Genomic DNA, 15,921 nt, shown 5'->3' with positions numbered 1-15,921 from the left:
GCCGGTGAATGGGTAAGGTATGCGAGGCTATATACAACTTCTGGCGACTGCCGCCATCGCGGTACTGCTGGCCGGCTGCGCGGCGACTGGTCATAACTTCGACCCGGGCAAGTTGTCGACCCTGACGCCGGGTCAGACGACGCTGGAAGAAGCCTCGCGGGCGCTGACCGCGCCGCCGGACAAGTTATACAAGCAGACCGACGGCACGCTTCTGGCCCTCTGGTCCTTCAAGATCACGTTTGTCGCCGACGGCCTGTACAGCCGCAAGGAAGCCCTGCTGCAGTTCGGCCCGGACGGCCGTTTGATGCGGCTGGTCGACAGCACCAATATTCTGCTGGAACCTTGGGAACGCCAGAAGTTGTTGGGGCCGGCACCCGCGCCTGAGTTGAATCAGGCCTGGCCGCCGGCGCCCTTGGCCGAGCCCGAGGTGCAAACCATCTACATACCCGGCCCGGGCGAACCGGCCGGGTTGGCGCCTGCGAGCAAATAAGTCTTGTTGTAGTTCGGCAGAGAGCATTGCGGCGCCAGCCGCAATGACCGTCGCCCTGAATGTACACCCCATGTAACAGGGCGTGTCGGCAGGGTGGTTTTTCATTTGGTCAGAGCAGTTCCTGAGGGATGGGGAAAAAATATGGAAGCGAGTCTCGAATCCGGCGCGAAGGCCGGCAAAGGCGGCAAGAAAAAGGCCGCGCGCGCGCCCAAGGTGAAGCGCAAGCTCCGGTTGCGCGATGCCCGCGTCGGTACGATGCTGCTGTGGGTCATGGCGTTCTTCGCGATCTTGATCGCGGCGGTAGGCGGCCTGGCTGCGTTTTTCCTGCAGCACAATTACGAATCCATCCGCGAAGTCAACGCACTGACCGAGCGCGCCAAGCAGGTTGAAGTGATCAACAGCGACATGCTGCGCGCCCGCGTGAGCCTGATGGTGGCGGCGCGCCACCTTCAGGAATCCGGCTGGGGCAGCGGCGAGAACTCCGCCCGCGACGCGGCTGCGGCCCTGAAGGGCGCGACTGACCTGCTGACGGGCGTGCGCGCCCGCTTCGCGGACTTCCAGAAGAACATGCTGCAGGACGACACGGGCCGCCAGCTGTCGATGAACCTGGTCCGCCGCTATCGCTCGTACATCGACGACGGCGTGGACACTATGGTGGAGGCCCTGCGCAGCGAAGACTATTCGACGTTCTACATGGTGAACAACGAATACGGCACGCCGCGCAGCGCCGCCTTCATCGAGGCGCTGAACGATTTCGGCAAGTACATCGGCGATCAGCAACAGGCCACGATCGACCAGGCCGAGGCGAACTTCAACCGCGCCATGGTGGCCGTGGGCATCGCAGTCGGCCTGGCGCTGGTGCTGATGGTGTTCTGCCGCATCTTGTTTGGCCGCCTGGTTGTGCGCCCGCTGGTCGAAGCCGGCCAGCATTTCGACAAGATCGCCGCTGGCGACCTGACCAGCCGCGTTGAAGTCCGTTCGCACAACGAAATCGGCCAGTTGATGGCGGCGGTCAAGCGCATGCAGGAAAGCCTGACCCGCACGGTGGCGACGGTGCGCCGCGGCGTGGACGAGATCACGGTGGGCTCGCGGGAAATCGCCGCCGGCAACACGGACCTGTCCAGCCGGACGGAAGAACAGGCCGCGTCCCTTGAAGAGACCGCAGCCTCGATGGAGGAACTGGCCTCCACGGTGAAGCAGAACGCCGACAACGCGCGCCAGGCGAATCAGCTGGCGGCGAGCGCCTCGGACGTGGCCGAGCGCGGCGGTTCGGCGGTGTCTGAAGTGGTCAGCACGATGCAGGGCATTTCCGCCAGCTCGCGCAAGATCTCCGAAATCGTCTCCGTCATCGACGGCATTGCGTTCCAGACCAACATCCTGGCGTTGAACGCCGCAGTGGAAGCTGCACGTGCGGGCGAGCAGGGCAAGGGCTTTGCGGTGGTGGCGGGCGAAGTGCGCTCGTTGGCGCAGCGCAGCGCCCAGGCGGCCAAGGAAATCAAGGGCCTGATCGAGGATTCGGTCACCAAGGTGGGCGCGGGTTCGCAGCAGGTGGAGCGCGCGGGCGCGACCATGCAAGAGATCGTGGCCTCGGTCAAGCGCGTGACGGACATCATGGGCGAGATCTCCGCAGCTTCCGAAGAACAATCCAGCGGTATCGACCAGGTCAACCGCGCCGTGTCGCAGATGGACGAGGTGACGCAGCAGAACGCGGCCCTGGTGGAAGAAGCGGCCGCTGCCGCAGGTTCGCTGCAAGATCAGGCTCACCGCCTGGCCGAAGCCGTCGCGGTGTTCAAGATCAATGCCGGTGAAGTGATTGAAGTGCCCGCGCATCAACTGGGCGGCTATGCCGCACCGACGTTGACGCAAGGCTGACGTGTCGGTGGTGCCCGAACCGGCCGCGCGATGGGCGCGGCAGGTTGGGCGGCTACCGCGGGCATGACCACGGCCGCGCCTGAGCGCGGCCGTGTTTCTTGTTGGGCAACGGCAATGGGATGGGGCGTGCGATTCCTACGCACGTTAAGTTTTCGAAAATTTGGCCGTAAACAAAAATAACGCCTGAAATGGGCGGTGAACAGTGTTTGACGGCAGCGGATCCTGCCCGACAAACCGGGCGGGTACAGGTCGATGCGGGGCGTCAGGTCCGGTTGCTCGCTGCCATTCATTCGCTGCTCTTATGAAGTAACCGGAGACTAGCTGTGCGCGTGAACCTACCCGTCCATGACGTGGAAACCAAGCTGCGTGAAGATCAGTACCTGATCTCGCGTACCGATACCAAGGGCCGCATCGTCTACGCGAACCCGGCGTTCGTCGAAGTCAGCGGCTTCACCCGCGAAGAACTGATCGGCAAGCCGCACAATATCGTGCGCCACCCCGACATGCCGTCCGAAGCCTATGCGGATCTGTGGGACACGCTGGAATCGGGCGAATCGTGGCTGGGGCTCGTCAAGAACCGCCGCAAGGACGGGGGCTATTACTGGGTGCTGGCCAACGCCACGCCGATTGTCGAAAACGGCGAAGTCGTCGCGTATTCGTCGGTGCGCGTGCGTCCGTCGGACGAGCAGGTGGAGATGGCCGAGGAACTGTACGCCCGCATCCGCGAAGGCACGGCGCGCGGCGTGCGCATCCACCGCGGCCGCCCCGTGCGCGCCGGCTGGCGGCGCGGACTGGACTTCGTGGCGTTTCCCTTCAAGCGCAGCGTGCGCAGCCGCATGCTGCGCCAGGCGCTGCTGTCCGGCGGCATCGTTGCGGGCGCCGGCGCCTACGGGCTGCATGCCAACTGGGCCACTATGGATACCCTGGGCGCCAGCCTCGGCTGCGGGGTTATCGCGCTGGGCGTAATCGCCATTTTCGGCATGGGCTGGAGCCTGTCGCGGTCTCTGCTGGATCCGATGGTGGATGCCGCCAACATGGCGCGCCAGGTCGCCGCCGGCAACCTGACCACGCAGATCGTGGCGGATTCCGACGATGAAGTGGGCAGCCTGAAGTTTTCGCTGGAAGTCATGCGCAAAAGCCTGATCGGCATTGCACAGGACGTCTACCGGGGCATCGAGGGCACCACGCACGCGGCCGTGCATATCGCCCGTGGCAACCAGGAACTGGCGGGTCGCACGGAAGGGCAGGCGGCCTCGCTGCAGCAGACCGCTGCCAGCATGGAACAGCTGACCTCGACGGTGCGTCAGAACGCCGACAATGCCCGCCAGGCCAATCAATTGGCCGCCAGCAGCATGGACGTGGCGCGCCGCGGCGGCGTGGCGGTGGGCCAGGTGGTCAACACCATGCACGGCATTTCTGACAGCTCGCGCAAGATCGCGGACATCGTCAGCATCATCGAAGGCATCGCGTTCCAGACCAACATCCTGGCGTTGAACGCTGCGGTGGAAGCCGCGCGTGCGGGCGAGTCCGGCAAGGGCTTCGCGGTCGTCGCCGGCGAGGTGCGCAGCCTGGCGCAAAAGAGCGCGCAGGCCGCCAAGGAAATCAAGGGCTTGATCGAAGATTCGGTCGACCGCGTGTCGGAAGGGTCGGCACAGGCCGAGCAAGCCGGCGCCACGATGGAAGAGATCGTGGCCGCCGTACATCGCGTCACGGACATCATCGGCGAGATCTCGCAGGCCTCGCAAGAGCAGTCCAGCGGTATTGAACAGGTGGATTCCGCCGTGTCGCAGATGGACGTGATGACGGTGCAGAACACCGCGCTGGTGCAGGAACTGGGCGGTGCAGTGATACAGCTGGGCAACCAGTCCGGCGCACTGCGCGAAACGATCCGTGTGTTCCGCTTGACCGGTCAGCCCTGATCTGCCCGAGCGATCAACATCCTCCTAAAGAAGCGGCCGCTGAAAAGCGGCCGTTTTGCATGATGTGCTGGTAAAAGCTGGCGAACCCGGGGTGCTATCGGCCCGCCAAGGCGTCGACCACCCGGCTCATGGCGCCCAGCCCGGATTCGAACAGCGATTCCAAAAAAGGCCCGGCATGCGGCAGCACCACGGTCAGCATCGTGACGCCGACGATGAGGGTGACCGGAAAGCCCACCGAAAACACCGACAGCTGCTGCGCCGCACGGTTCAGGATACCCATCGCCAGGTTGATGGTCAGCAGCGCGCAGATCAGCGGCAACGCCAGCAACAGGCCGGAAACGAATACGGTCTTGCCCCATTCCACGACCACTCCCCAGCCGTTCTGATGCAGCTGGATCATGGCCACGGGCAGTGTGTCGAAAGACCGCACCAAGGCCGCCAGGACCAGCAGATGGCCGTCCAGCGCCAGGAAGGTCAGCATTGCGACGATGTTGAACAGGCGCGAGAGCACAGCGGTGTTGGCGCCGGAGCTGGGGTCGAAGAACGACGCGAACGACAAACCCATTTGCAGGCCCACGAACTCCCCCGCCGTCTGCACGGCGGCGAACACCAGCCGCATTGTGAACCCCATGGCGATGCCGATCAGCACCTGCTGCATCACCATCCACAGGCCCGCGAACGACCCAGGCGCGATCGGCGGCATGGGGTCCAGCGCCGGGCTGACGGCGACGGCCAGCACAAAGGCCAGACCGACCTTGACCTTGACGGGGATGATGGATTCGGAGAACAGGGGGGCCGTGCCCACCAGCGCCAGGATGCGCACGAACGGCCAGAGGAACTGGCCGATCCAGCCGTTGAGCTGTTCGAGCGTGAAGGCGATCATGGGAGGAGCGTCTGGCGTCTGGCGGGGTGGGCCGCTCAGGACACCAGCATGGGGATCTGGCCGATCAATTGCCGGATGTAGTCGACCATGACGCCGATCAGCCACGGGCCCAGCAGCACCAGCACGCCGCACATCGCCAGCAGCTTCGGAATGAACGACAGCGTCATTTCGTTGATTTGCGTGGCGGCCTGGAAAATGCTGATGACGAGACCCACCACCAGCACGACCAGCAGCAGCGGGCCGGCCATCGCCAGGACGATCTTCATCGCCTGGTAGGCCATGGTCATGACGGTTTCGGCTGTCATGGCGATTCTGCTCCGGGCGTTATTGGTAGAAGCTCTGGGCGAGCGAGCCCATGAGCAGGTTCCAGCCGTCGGCCAGCACGAACAGCATCAGCTTGAACGGCAGCGCCACGGTGACGGGCGGCACCATCATCATGCCCAGCGCCATCAGCACGCTGGCGACCACCAGATCGATGATCAGGAACGGAATGAAGATGGTGAAACCGATCTGGAACGCGGTCTTCAGTTCGCTGGTGATGAACGCCGGCACCAGGATGCGCAGCGGCACTTGGGAGGGATCTTCCAGTGCCGGCTGCTTGGCCAGGTTGGCGAACAGCGACAGGTCGTTCTCGCGGGTCTGGTGCAGCATGAAGGTACGCAGCGGCCCCGCGGCCCGTTCGACGGCGGTCTCGAACTGGATCGAGCCCTCGGACAGCGGCTTGTAGGCGTCGGCGTAGATCTTGTCGAACACCGGCGACATCGTATAGAAGGTCAGAAACAGCGCCAGCCCGATCAGCACGTGGTTGGGTGGCGACATCGCCGTGCCCATTGCGCTGCGCAACAGGCCCAGCACGATGATGATGCGGGTGAAGCCGGTCATCATCAGCAGCGCGGCCGGCAGGAACGACAGCGAGGTCATCAGCAGCAGCGTCTGCATGCTGAGCGAGTACGTCTCGGAGCCGTTGGGGCCAGGGGTGGTGGTCAGTGCCGGCAGCGTGGCCTGGGCGACGACGCCGGCGGGAAAGAAGGCCAGGGCCAGCACCGCGGCGGCAGCCAGCAACGGCAGCGCGTTCTGACGGGCGCGGGTGGAGGTCGTGCGGGTGAGCAAACTCATGGGTATCGCTTGGATCGCGCGGGTGGCGCTAGCGGCGCTTGAGCGCCTGGCCCAGCTTGGCCGCGAATGCTGCGGCGGGCAAGGGCGAACCCTCCGGCAACTGGCCGGCGGGCAGGGTATGCAGGGTGCTGATCTGGTTAGGGCTGACGCCCACCACCAGCCAGGTGTTGTCGATTTCGACGACGACGATGCTTTGGCGCGCACCGACCGGCAGGCTGGCGACCTGCTTGAGCAAGTTGCCGCCGCCGCGCTGGGTCAATCCGGCGCGCTTGGCGAGCCATGCCGAAACCAGGATGGCGGCCACCACCAGCACAAGGCCGATGATGACGCGCAGCAGGGAGGATTCGGTCATGGCGCCGGTGCCGTCAACGACGGTTGTTCAAGCGGTTGATCCGCTCGGACGGGGTGATGATGTCGGTCAGGCGGATGCCGTACTTGTCTTCGACGACGACGACTTCGCCCTGGGCGATCAGGTAGCCGTTGACAAAGATGTCCATCGGCTCGCCGGCCAGGCCGTCGAGCTCGACCACCGAGCCCTGGCCCAGCTGGAGCAGGTTCTTGATGGTCAGTCGGGTGCGACCCAGTTCGACCGTCAACTGGACGGGCACGTCCATGATCAGGTCGATGTCGGTGCCGGCGCCGGCGGTAGCGCCGGCCAGGGGCTTGAACACCGACTGGGCCGCGGATTGCGCGGCAGGCTTTGCCGGCGCCGGTGCCGGGGCAGCAGGCGCGGCGGGCGCGGCCTGTGCGGGGGCTGCCGGCGTGGCGGCGGATTGTTCAGCCATCGCGGCTGCCCAGTCGTCCTGCGGCTTCAAGCCATCGGCCTGGGTGGGCGGATTGGCGCGGGATTGTTCGGCGAGCGCGTCGGCCCAGTCGTCGGCCGGGGACGAGCCGGTGCCGGGCTCGTTCTTGTCAGTCATGGTCGGGGGCCTCGTGTGAATCGGTATCGTAGGTAAACATGTTCTGTACGCGCAGCGCGTACTGGCCGTTGAAGACGCCGTAGCCGCATTCCATCAGCGGCACGCCATCCACGTTGGCAATGATGGTTTCGGGCACGTCCACGGGAAGGACGTCACCCACTTTCAGGCTCATCAGCTCGCGGATCGACGAGGGGATGCGCGCGAATTCCGCGACCACGTCGATGTCGGCGCTGCGAACCTGGCGCGACAACTGCTGCGACCAGCGTTGGTCCACTTCTTCCAGCGTGGTTTCCTGCAGTGGCCGCGTCAGCAGATCGCGCACCGGCTCGATCATGGAGTAGGGCAGGCAGATGTTCAGGTCGCCGCCGGTCGCGCCGAATTCGATATGGAACGAGGTGACGACCACCACTTCATTGTTGCCGGTGATGCTGGCGAACTTGGTGTGCATCTCCGAGCGCACGTACTCGAATTCGATCGGATAGACGGGGTCCCAGGACTTGCCGTAGCTTTCCAGGGTCAGGTTGAGCAGGCGCCGGATGATGCGCTGTTCGGTCGTGGTGAAATCCCGGCCTTCGACGCGCGTGTGGTAGCGGCCATCGCCGCCGAACAGGCTGTCGATGACCAGGAACACCAGGTTCGGGTCATAGGTGAAGAGCGCCGTGCCGCGCAGGGGCTTCATCTGAATCATGTTCAGATTGCTCGGCACGGGCAGGTTGCGTTCGAAGTCTGCGTACTTCTGGATCTTGATCGAGCCGACCGTGATGTCCGCGCTGCGGCGCATGAAGTTCAACAGCACGTTGCGCATATGGCGCGCGAAACGTTCGTTGATCAACTCCAGCGTCTGCATGCGGCGGCGCACGACGCGTTCGGGCGAGCTCAGGTCATAGGCGCGCGCGCCATCGTTGGTACTGGCCGCCTCGGACTTGCTGTCGCTCTCGCCGGTGACGCCGGCAAGCAGCGCATCGACTTCGTCCTGTGAAAGGAATGCCTCGTAGGCCATGCTTATTGCACCACGAACGCCGTGAACAGTACGTCGGTGACATACTGGCCGTCCGGCAGGGGCGAGAAGGGGCGGTTGACCGCCTGCTTGATCGCGGTGGCCATATCCGTCTTGCCTTGCTGCGTCTGCACGCCGGTGGGCGATTGCGAGGACAGCACCATCAGGATGCGGCTGCGCACTTCAGGCATGTACTTTTCAAGCCGGGTGCGGGTCTGTTCGTCGCTCACGCGCAGGGTCAGGCCCACGTGCATGATGCGTTCGGTGTCGGCGTTCTGCAACGTAACGGTGAATGCTTCGATCGGCACGAAGATCGGCGCAGGCACGGCGACAGGAGCGGCGGGCGGGGCGACGAAGGTCGTCGGCGCTGCCTGCGGGCCTTGGCCGGGCTGGCCCGGCTGACCGGGTTGGCCAGGCTGGCCGCCCGGGACCTGGCCCACGCCCAGTTGCACCGCGGCGCCGGGTTGCGGCTGCTGCATGCGTTGGGTGATGAACCAGGTTGCGCCGGCGCTGGCGGCCGCGACGAGGAGCAGGACCAGTATGGCCAGGATCGGGCGAAGGATGCGGCCGATGCCGCCGGAGGTCTTCGCGCCCGACGGCGCGGATAAGGTTTTGGAAGTCGCCATCTCGGTTTCGATGCGTATTGGGCCGCTGGTGAAAACGGATACTTAGTGGATGAAAGCATTCTGCCCCAATTCCCGCCTCGGCTTGGAGGCGAAAAACAGGGCGAAAGCCGCGTATCTCAAGCTATTGCTGCACTGCCCGCATCCATTGCTGGCTGCGGGCCGCCTGTTTGCTACGCGAAGGTGTCGACCAGGGCGTTGGCATTGCGCGGCGAGGGCACTACGGGCGCGGCGTTGCCGGCCGTCGCATCGGCAACCACCGATCCGCCGCCGTTCTGACGTTGCGAGCCATTGCCGCCCTGCTGTTGCGCGAATTCCTGCTGCGCGGCCTGTTCACCGACACTGGTCTGGCCCAATGAAATGCCGGCTTGCGCCAGCGCTTGCTGCAATTGCGGGATGGCGGTTTCGATCGCCTGGCGCACCGACGCGTGAGCCGACACGAACGAGGCGCTAGCCACGCCATCGGCCAGGTTCAGGCTGACGCGCAGGGGGCCCAGGTCGGGCGGATCCAGGCGCAGTTCTGCCGTTTGCATGCCTTGGCGCGCGTTGGTGCTCATCATCACGACTTGCTGGCCCAGTTCAGTACCCCAGTGCGTGCCGCCCACGGGAGTGGCGATCTGCATCACGACGGGCACGGCCGGTGCGGCAACTGCGGCTTGATTCACCACGGGCACGGCCTGGCGCTGCGTAGCAGCGGCCAAGGCCTGGGCCAGATGATCCTGGGCCGAAGCGCCGTGTTGCGGCGCCTGGAATTGTTGCGCTGTGCTGGTCAACGCCGCGGTCAGTTCTTCTTCGGTGCGCGCCGGCAGCGTAGTTGTGTGTTCGGTCTCGGCGCGGGCATCGCGCGGTACGCGCGGCAGCGTAAGGTCGGTGGCAAGACGAACCGACTCGGTCTTCGCCGCAGGCTTCGCGTTGGCGGGCGCGGCTTCCACGGCCGGGGCCGCGGCGCTGCCCGGCTTGACGGCGGCGGTCACCACCGGCAAGGCGGCCTGGGCATCGCGCGCGGCAAGCGCGGCGGCCGCTTCGGCCTGTTGGGCCGTTGCGGCGACCGGCGTGCCAGGCGCAGCGGCGGCGCCGGCGTTGACGTTGGCGGCATTCAGCGTGGCGGTGAGCACGGCCGCGCCGGAACCCAGCGCCGCCGCGGCGGCTTCGGCGTTGCCGCGGGCAAGCTGCACTTGTTCAGCCGCCTGGGCGGCGATTTCAAGCGCTTGCTGCGGCAAGACCGGCGCGGCCGGTTGTTGGGTGGCGGCAACAGCCATTGCGCCGGCTTCCGCGGCAGCGGCGGTCTTCACCGCATCGTCGATTGCGCCGGCGGCAGCGTTTTCAGCCTTGCTGGCCGGGTCGTTGGCAGTCGTGTTCTTGCCGGGCGTCTTGGCGCCATTGTTCGCAGGGCGCGAATCGGTGGACGGCTTCGGACGCTGCTGGGCCAGCACGTCGGAAAAGCTCGGACCTTTCTTGTTCGCGGACGCGGATTTGTTGGCGCCAAGCGCGTCGGCGATCGACGTCGGCGCGACGGGTGCGATCGTGGGCAAGGGCAGGGGAGCGGTCATCTTGGGCTTCCTGTGAGGTATTGCTTAATGCAGGCCGGCCTGGCGCTGGACCAGGCGGGCGGAGTATTCATCGTTGGCGCGCTGTTCGCGGCGGGATTCCACGACGGCCTGCGCGCGCATTTCGCGCTGCGCCAGGGCGTCGTAGGAATTGAGCTTGCGTTTTTCCTGCTGCCAGTACTGGCGGCCCTTGGCCAGGTTCTCGTCCGCCTGGCGCAGTACGGTCTGCTGTTGGCCGATCGCGTCGTCCAGGGTGCCGATGAAACGCTGGTAGTTATGGCAGTCGCTCGCCGACATTCCCGTCGTCATCGCCTGTTGCAGGCGCTCCAGGTAGTCTTGGCGGTAGTCGTTCAGCATGCCCAGCTGGCGCTCGGCATTGGTGCGTTCGGCGCTGAGCCGGCCCAACAGGCGCGCGGCTTCATCCGTGCTTTCCTTGGCCAGGTTGATCAGCATGTCCAAAGGCAATTGGCTAGGCATAGGTGTCCCTTAACTCGAAACTGGCGCGCAACTGGTTGACGGCGTCGTCGTAACCGACGTTTTCACCGATGTCCTGCTGCAAGTACGCCTCCAGACGGGGATAGCGCGCGATGGCTTCGTCCAGTTGCGGATCGTTGCCGGCGGCATAGGCGCCTACGGCGATCAGATCGCGGTTACGCTGGTAGCGCGACAGGTTCTGCTTGAACCGGCGCACGACGGCGAACTGCTGCGGCGTGATCAGCGAGGTCATCGCACGGGAAATCGACGCCTCGATGTCGATGGCGGGGTAGTGGCCGGCTTCAGCCAGATGGCGCGACAGCACCACGTGGCCGTCCAGGATCGCGCGCGCCGAATCGGCGATAGGATCCTGCTGGTCATCGCCTTCGGCCAGCACCGTATAGAACGCGGTGATGGATCCGGCCTTGCCCGACGGGCCGGGCGCACCCATCCCGGCGCGTTCGACCAGCATGGGCAGCTTGGCGAACACCGACGGCGGGTAGCCTTTGGTGGCAGGCGGTTCGCCGATGGCCAACGCGATTTCCCGTTGCGCCATGGCGTAGCGGGTCAGCGAGTCCATGATGAGCAGCACATCCAGGCCTTGGTCGCGGAAGTGTTCGGCCAGGCGCGTGGCGTAGGCCGCGCCTTGCAGGCGCAGCAGGGCCGACACGTCGGCAGGCGCCGCCACCACGACCGAGCGCGCCAGGCCCTCGGGGCCCAGGTTGTGCTCGATGAATTCCTTGACTTCGCGGCCCCGCTCGCCAATCAGGCCCACGACGATCACGTCGGCCTTGGTGTAGCGGGCCATCATGCCCAGCAACACGGATTTCCCCACGCCCGAACCGGCGAAGAGACCCATGCGCTGCCCGCGCCCGACGGTCAGCAACCCGTTGATGGCGCGCACGCCGGTGTCCAGCACGGTGTCGATCGGTGCGCGCGACAAGGGGTTGATGGGCAGGGCGGACAGCGGCGCCAGTTCAGCGCCCGTCAACGGACCCAGCCCGTCCAGCGGGCGGCCCGCGCCGTCCAGTACGCGGCCCAGCAGGGCGTTGCCCACGGGCAGGTGGCGGCCAAGCTGAGGCTTGGCGTTGCCGTTCAGTTCAGCCTTGCGCGGTAGCGGGATCTGCCGCTGTACGGGCGGTTCGCCGGGCACGACGCGCGCGCCGGGCGGCAGGCCGGAAATGTCGGCCTGCGGCATCAGGTACAGCGTGTGGCCGTCGAAACCCACGACCTCGGCGTCGGCCCAATGGTCATGGCCACGCGCGATTTCAATGCGGGCGGCTGCGCCGACGGGCAGGCGCAGGCCGGTGGCATGCAGCACCAGGCCGGTCGCGCGGGTGATCTTGCCACTGACCAGCCACGGGTCGGTCGACGCGGCGCGGATCGAGCCGATCTCCAGCTGCGTCTTCCAGCGGTCGATGACCGGGACGGCAGGTGCCGCAACGGCGGGCGCGGACGACGTCGGCGCGGCCGTCTGGCCGGGCTGTGCCGGAGCCGGGTGGCTGTTCACGCCGGCTCCTCCCAGGAGACATTGCGGCCCAGCGAGGCCGCCACCCGGCGCCAGCGCGTCTGCAGCGTGGCGTCGATGTCGCCGTAAGGCGTTTCGGCGCGGCAGCCGCCGCGCGCGATGGATTCATCGGCCAGCACGCGCCAATGGCCTTCTTTCAGTTCGTCCGCCAGGTGCAGGCGGATCAGCTCGATGTCGTCGGGGTTCGCCCACAAGCGCATCTGGCCGCCGGCCGACGGGTTGATGTGCAGCACGTCGCGCACGGCGGCGGCAACCGTTTCAGGCTGCTCGGCCAGCGTCGTGCGCACGACTTGCTGCGCGATGTCCAGCGCCAGCGTCAGCAGGCTCTGGCCCATTTTTTCTTCCAGCGAACCCAGCGACGCGGCGCACGCTTCGACCAGCGCGTGCAGGCGCTGCGCTTCGGCCGCGCCCTGTTCGCGCGCCTGGGCCAGGCCCTCGGCGAAACCGGCTTCGCGACCTGCGGCGAATCCTGCATCGTGTCCCGTTTGCTGGCCTGCTTCCATGCCGGCCGCGTGGCCGTGCGAGTAGCCTTCCTCGCGCCCTTCGGCCATCGCCTGGGCGCGCAGCTGCGCCATCACCACGGCGGGATCCGGACCCGGATCGGGTTCGGGCTCCGGCTCGACTTCGACGGCCGCCGGCTCGTCGAACGACAGCATCTGCCAGCGCCGCCAGGCGGCGCTGCGCGAGATGAGCGTCGTCGCGCCGTTGTCCGCTTCAGACATACGCATCGTCTCCGGAGTTGCCCAGGACGATCTGGCCGCTTTCGGCCAGGCGGCGGGCGATCTGCAGGATCTTCTTCTGCTCGGCCTCGACCTTCGACATGCGGATCGGACCCTGGGCTTCCAGGTCCTCGCGCAGCATTTCGGCGGCGCGGCTGGACATGTTGCGCAGGAACTTCGCGCGCAGCTCTTCCTGGGCGCCCTTGAGCGCAACCATGAGCGTGTCGTTGTCGATTTCCTTCAAGATGAGCTGGATGGCGCGGTCTTCGACGTCGAGCAGGTTGTCGAACACGAACATCTCGTCGATGATCTTCTGCGCCAGGTCGTTGTCGCGTTCGCGCAGGCTGGCCACGACAGTTTCCTCGTCCGAGGAATTCATCATGTTCAGGATCTCGGCCGCGGTGCGCACGCCGCCCATCTTGCTGCGCTTGGCGCCCTGGCCGGCCAGCACGGAATTCAGCACTTCAGTCAGTTCGGACAAGGCCGCGGGCTGCACGCCGCCGAAGGTGGCGATGCGCAGCATGACGTCGTTGCGCAGGCGATCGGTCAGCAAGGCCAGCACACCGGCGGCGCGGTCGCGCTCCAGGTGGACCAGGATGGTCGCGATGATCTGCGGGTGTTCGTCGCCGATCAGCTCGGCCACGGTGTTCGGGTCCAGCCAGTTCAGCGCGTCGATACCGCTGCCGCCGTCGCCGGCTTCCAGGATGTCTTCGATCAGGCCGGCTGCGCGGTCGCTGCCCAGCGCCTTGGTCAGGACGCTGCGGATGTAGTCGTCCGAGCCCAGCGTGACGGCCATGAACTGGTCGGCTTCCTGGCGGAATTCTTCCAGCACGACAGCCACGTCATTGCGCGTGACCTGCTTCAGGCTGGCCATCGCCGCGCCGACCTGCTGCACTTCACGGGCGCTGAGGTATTTGAAGACCTCGGCTGCCGCGTCCTCGCCCAGCGACATCATCAGGACGGCGCTGCGCGTCATGCCGTCCATCGGGGTGGAATCATTTTTCATCTTTGCTCATCCAGGTGCGCAGAACCATTGCGACGGCGCGCGGATCCTTATTAGCCATCGTGCGGGCGCGTTCCAGGTTGTCTTCGTAACGGCTGACTTCCTTCGAGCGGGCCACGTCCTGGGCCTCGCGGGCTGCTTCGACGCGCTCGGCCTCAGCCATTTCCGGATCAACCGGCGGATACAGGTACTCGGTGACCGAGCGGCGAACCTTGCGGTACAGCCACAACGCAACCACCAGACCCACCAGCCAGGCCAGGATGGTCTTGAATAGGGCGATCATTTCCGGGTCGCGCCACATCGGCACCGGCGGCGGGCCATCGTTGAACTGGCTGTTGACCAGGTTGAGGGAGTCGCCGCGCGTTTCGGAATAGCCCATGGCTTCGCGGACCAGATTGGTCAGCTTGTTCAGTTCTTCGGGCGGCAGGGCTTGGGGCTCGCCGTCCTTGTCGCGGATGTAGTTCACCACCACGGCGACTGACAGGCGCTTCAGATTGCCCACCGGCTGCTTGATGTGGCTGATGGTGCGGTCCACTTCATAGTTGGTAGTGGCGTCGCGACGCTCGTTCAGGTTTGTCGTGGCCGTCTGCGTGCCCGTCTGCTGTTGCTGCGCATTGGCGGGCTGTTGCGGCTGGCCGGGGCGGGGCGGTTGCGGCGCGGGCGGGTTGGCGATCGGGGCCTGTGCGTTGGCCGGGGCCTGATTCGACAGCGCGCCGGGCACGCCCTGGGCGGGGTTGACGCCGCGCTGGGTGGAATCGCTGGTCTGCTGGCTGCGGATGGCGGATTGGCCCGGTTCCTGGTTCGGGCGATAGACTTCGGAGGTCTCTTCGCGGCGCGCGAAGTCGACGTCGGCGCTGGCCTGGGCGTGGACGTTGCCCGGGCCGACCAGCGGATTCAGGATGGTCAGGATGCGTTCGACCGTGCGCTGTTCCATTTCGCGCACAAAGCGCATCTGGTCAGCGTCCATGCCGCGGCCTTCGCCCAGCGGCGCGGACAGCAGGCGCCCGTTCTGGTCGACGATCGATACATTCTCAGCGGTCAGTTCGGGCACGCTGGAGGCCACCAGCCACGAGATCGCCGATACCTGGGCGTCGCTCAGGCTGCGGCCCGGGTAGACGTTCAGCAGCACCGACGCCGTGGGCGCCTGGCGTTCGCGCACGAACAGCGATTGGCGCGGCATGGCCAGGTGCACGCGGGCGTGCTGCACGGTGTGCATCGCTTCGATCGAACGAGCCAGCTCGCCTTCCAGGCCGCGCTGGTAGTTGATCTGCTCAGCGAACTGGCTGGCGCCGAAGCGGGCGTTGTCCATCAGCTCGAAACCGACCGAGCCGCCGCGCGGAAGCCCTTGGGAAGCCAGTTGCAACCGGGCGTCGTAGACGCGGTCGGCCGGAACCAGCAAGGCAGTGCCGGTCTCGTTGTAACGGTAGGGCACGTTCATTGTGCCGAGCGCCGTCACAATGGCACCGCCATCGCGGTCGTCCAGGTTCGAGAACAGGACCTTGTACTTGGGTTCGCTGCCCCACATCACGGCAGCAACGACCAGCGCAACGACGGCGGCCGCCGCGCCAAGCAGGATAGGCTTGGGCAGCGCGCGTATCTTTTCCAGGGCGGGGAACTTCGCCAGCAGCGACGAACTCAGAGTGGCCTGCTGATTCATCGATGGCTCCCGCTGGCTACGCGGAGCAGGGAAAAGGACTTCATGTCTGGGTAGGGCAGATTACACATGCAACGTGCTTCTGGTCTGGGGAGAGCCTGGATTATTGCCGTTGGTACGACAATCCCAATCGATGAAAACAGCCGGTTTTTGGCGTTACTTATCCTCTATGTCGA

At 65.9% G+C, this 15,921-nt stretch carries 16 protein-coding genes; 3 read left to right on the top strand and 13 right to left on the bottom strand.

The features are described from left to right. Window positions 1-19 precede the first annotated feature (19 nt). From CEY09_RS08890 to CEY09_RS08880, 3 genes are all read left to right on the top strand, one after another. Window positions 20-490 carry a hypothetical protein gene (locus CEY09_RS08890; RefSeq protein WP_088588358.1) on the top strand — a complete coding sequence of 157 codons (471 nt, stop codon included), beginning with the start codon at window positions 20-22 and terminating at the stop codon, window positions 488-490. 141 nt (window positions 491-631) lie between these two features. Beyond that, window positions 632-2,362: a methyl-accepting chemotaxis protein gene (locus CEY09_RS08885; RefSeq protein WP_143219546.1), complete on the top strand. Its 1,731-nt coding sequence runs from the start codon at window positions 632-634 to the stop codon at window positions 2,360-2,362. Between the two features lie 323 nt (window positions 2,363-2,685). Next, window positions 2,686-4,281, top strand: coding sequence for a methyl-accepting chemotaxis protein (locus tag CEY09_RS08880; protein ID WP_088588357.1), 1,596 nt, complete (start codon window positions 2,686-2,688; stop codon window positions 4,279-4,281). Between the two features lie 94 nt (window positions 4,282-4,375). Here CEY09_RS08880 and fliR read toward each other — a convergent pair whose 3' ends face one another. From fliR to fliF, 13 genes are all read right to left on the bottom strand, one after another. Then, a complete protein-coding gene (gene fliR, locus CEY09_RS08875; protein ID WP_088588356.1) occupies window positions 4,376-5,164 on the bottom strand; it encodes a flagellar biosynthetic protein FliR in 789 nt (262 codons plus the stop codon). Window positions 5,165-5,199: 35 nt separating this feature from the next. Further along, window positions 5,200-5,469, bottom strand: coding sequence for a flagellar biosynthesis protein FliQ (gene fliQ, locus CEY09_RS08870; RefSeq protein ID WP_006219058.1), 270 nt, complete (start codon window positions 5,467-5,469; stop codon window positions 5,200-5,202). A gap of 19 nt (window positions 5,470-5,488) precedes the next feature. Further along, on the bottom strand, window positions 5,489-6,280 hold the full coding sequence (gene fliP / locus CEY09_RS08865; protein WP_088588355.1) for a flagellar type III secretion system pore protein FliP: 792 nt from the start codon (window positions 6,278-6,280) through the stop codon (window positions 5,489-5,491). Between the two features lie 28 nt (window positions 6,281-6,308). Next, window positions 6,309-6,632, bottom strand: a complete 324-nt coding sequence (fliO, locus tag CEY09_RS08860; protein ID WP_006224610.1) for a flagellar biosynthetic protein FliO — start codon at window positions 6,630-6,632, stop codon at window positions 6,309-6,311. Between the two features lie 13 nt (window positions 6,633-6,645). Beyond that, window positions 6,646-7,200, bottom strand: coding sequence for a flagellar motor switch protein FliN (gene fliN, locus CEY09_RS08855; protein WP_006224611.1), 555 nt, complete (start codon window positions 7,198-7,200; stop codon window positions 6,646-6,648). Next, window positions 7,193-8,200: a flagellar motor switch protein FliM gene (gene fliM / locus CEY09_RS08850; protein WP_088588354.1), complete on the bottom strand. Its 1,008-nt coding sequence runs from the start codon at window positions 8,198-8,200 to the stop codon at window positions 7,193-7,195. The genes fliN and fliM overlap by 8 nt, the downstream gene beginning before the upstream one ends. Window positions 8,201-8,202: 2 nt before the next feature. Then, the gene (fliL, locus tag CEY09_RS08845) at window positions 8,203-8,823 is read right to left on the bottom strand and encodes a flagellar basal body-associated protein FliL (RefSeq protein WP_088588353.1); all 621 of its coding nucleotides are present in this window, start codon (window positions 8,821-8,823) and stop codon (window positions 8,203-8,205) included. A 170-nt stretch (window positions 8,824-8,993) separates the two neighbouring features. After that, entirely contained in the window at window positions 8,994-10,370 is a 1,377-nt protein-coding gene (locus CEY09_RS08840; RefSeq protein WP_088588352.1) for a flagellar hook-length control protein FliK, read from the bottom strand. 24 nt (window positions 10,371-10,394) lie between these two features. Beyond that, window positions 10,395-10,844 carry a flagellar export protein FliJ gene (gene fliJ / locus CEY09_RS08835; RefSeq protein ID WP_088588351.1) on the bottom strand — a complete coding sequence of 150 codons (450 nt, stop codon included), beginning with the start codon at window positions 10,842-10,844 and terminating at the stop codon, window positions 10,395-10,397. Beyond that, a complete protein-coding gene (fliI, locus tag CEY09_RS08830; protein ID WP_088588545.1) occupies window positions 10,837-12,261 on the bottom strand; it encodes a flagellar protein export ATPase FliI in 1,425 nt (474 codons plus the stop codon). The genes fliJ and fliI overlap by 8 nt, the downstream gene beginning before the upstream one ends. 86 nt (window positions 12,262-12,347) lie before the next feature. Beyond that, the gene (fliH, locus tag CEY09_RS08825) at window positions 12,348-13,091 is read right to left on the bottom strand and encodes a flagellar assembly protein FliH (protein WP_088588350.1); all 744 of its coding nucleotides are present in this window, start codon (window positions 13,089-13,091) and stop codon (window positions 12,348-12,350) included. Beyond that, window positions 13,084-14,094 carry a flagellar motor switch protein FliG gene (fliG, locus tag CEY09_RS08820; protein ID WP_088588349.1) on the bottom strand — a complete coding sequence of 337 codons (1,011 nt, stop codon included), beginning with the start codon at window positions 14,092-14,094 and terminating at the stop codon, window positions 13,084-13,086. The genes fliH and fliG overlap by 8 nt, the downstream gene beginning before the upstream one ends. Continuing rightward, the gene (fliF, locus tag CEY09_RS08815; protein ID WP_006223465.1) at window positions 14,084-15,748 is read right to left on the bottom strand and encodes a flagellar basal-body MS-ring/collar protein FliF; all 1,665 of its coding nucleotides are present in this window, start codon (window positions 15,746-15,748) and stop codon (window positions 14,084-14,086) included. The genes fliG and fliF overlap by 11 nt, the downstream gene beginning before the upstream one ends. Window positions 15,749-15,921 lie beyond the last annotated feature (173 nt).

The organism is Achromobacter marplatensis (assembly GCF_002209535.1).
Taxonomy (GTDB): Bacteria; Pseudomonadota; Gammaproteobacteria; order Burkholderiales; family Burkholderiaceae_B; genus Achromobacter; species Achromobacter marplatensis.
Note: the sequence above shows the minus strand (reverse complement) of the source record. Positions and strands in the feature narration are given on the sequence as shown.

Bases quoted from the DNA above. Each gene is read 5' to 3' on its own strand.
- fliL (WP_088588353.1), bottom strand. From the start codon at position 8,823: ATGGCGACTTCCAAAACCTTATCCGCGCCGTCGGGCGCGAAGACCTCC.
- CEY09_RS08890 (WP_088588358.1), top strand. From the start codon at position 20: ATGCGAGGCTATATACAACTTCTGGCGACTGCCGCCATCGCGGTACTG.
- fliP (WP_088588355.1), bottom strand. From the start codon at position 6,280: ATGAGTTTGCTCACCCGCACGACCTCCACCCGCGCCCGTCAGAACGCG.
- CEY09_RS08885 (WP_143219546.1), top strand. From the start codon at position 632: ATGGAAGCGAGTCTCGAATCCGGCGCGAAGGCCGGCAAAGGCGGCAAG.
- fliG (WP_088588349.1), bottom strand. From the start codon at position 14,094: ATGAAAAATGATTCCACCCCGATGGACGGCATGACGCGCAGCGCCGTC.
- fliM (WP_088588354.1), bottom strand. From the start codon at position 8,200: ATGGCCTACGAGGCATTCCTTTCACAGGACGAAGTCGATGCGCTGCTT.
- CEY09_RS08840 (WP_088588352.1), bottom strand. From the start codon at position 10,370: ATGACCGCTCCCCTGCCCTTGCCCACGATCGCACCCGTCGCGCCGACG.
- fliF (WP_006223465.1), bottom strand. From the start codon at position 15,748: ATGAATCAGCAGGCCACTCTGAGTTCGTCGCTGCTGGCGAAGTTCCCC.
- fliR (WP_088588356.1), bottom strand. From the start codon at position 5,164: ATGATCGCCTTCACGCTCGAACAGCTCAACGGCTGGATCGGCCAGTTC.
- fliQ (WP_006219058.1), bottom strand. From the start codon at position 5,469: ATGACAGCCGAAACCGTCATGACCATGGCCTACCAGGCGATGAAGATC.
- fliJ (WP_088588351.1), bottom strand. From the start codon at position 10,844: ATGCCTAGCCAATTGCCTTTGGACATGCTGATCAACCTGGCCAAGGAA.
- fliN (WP_006224611.1), bottom strand. From the start codon at position 7,200: ATGACTGACAAGAACGAGCCCGGCACCGGCTCGTCCCCGGCCGACGAC.
- fliH (WP_088588350.1), bottom strand. From the start codon at position 13,091: ATGTCTGAAGCGGACAACGGCGCGACGACGCTCATCTCGCGCAGCGCC.
- fliO (WP_006224610.1), bottom strand. From the start codon at position 6,632: ATGACCGAATCCTCCCTGCTGCGCGTCATCATCGGCCTTGTGCTGGTG.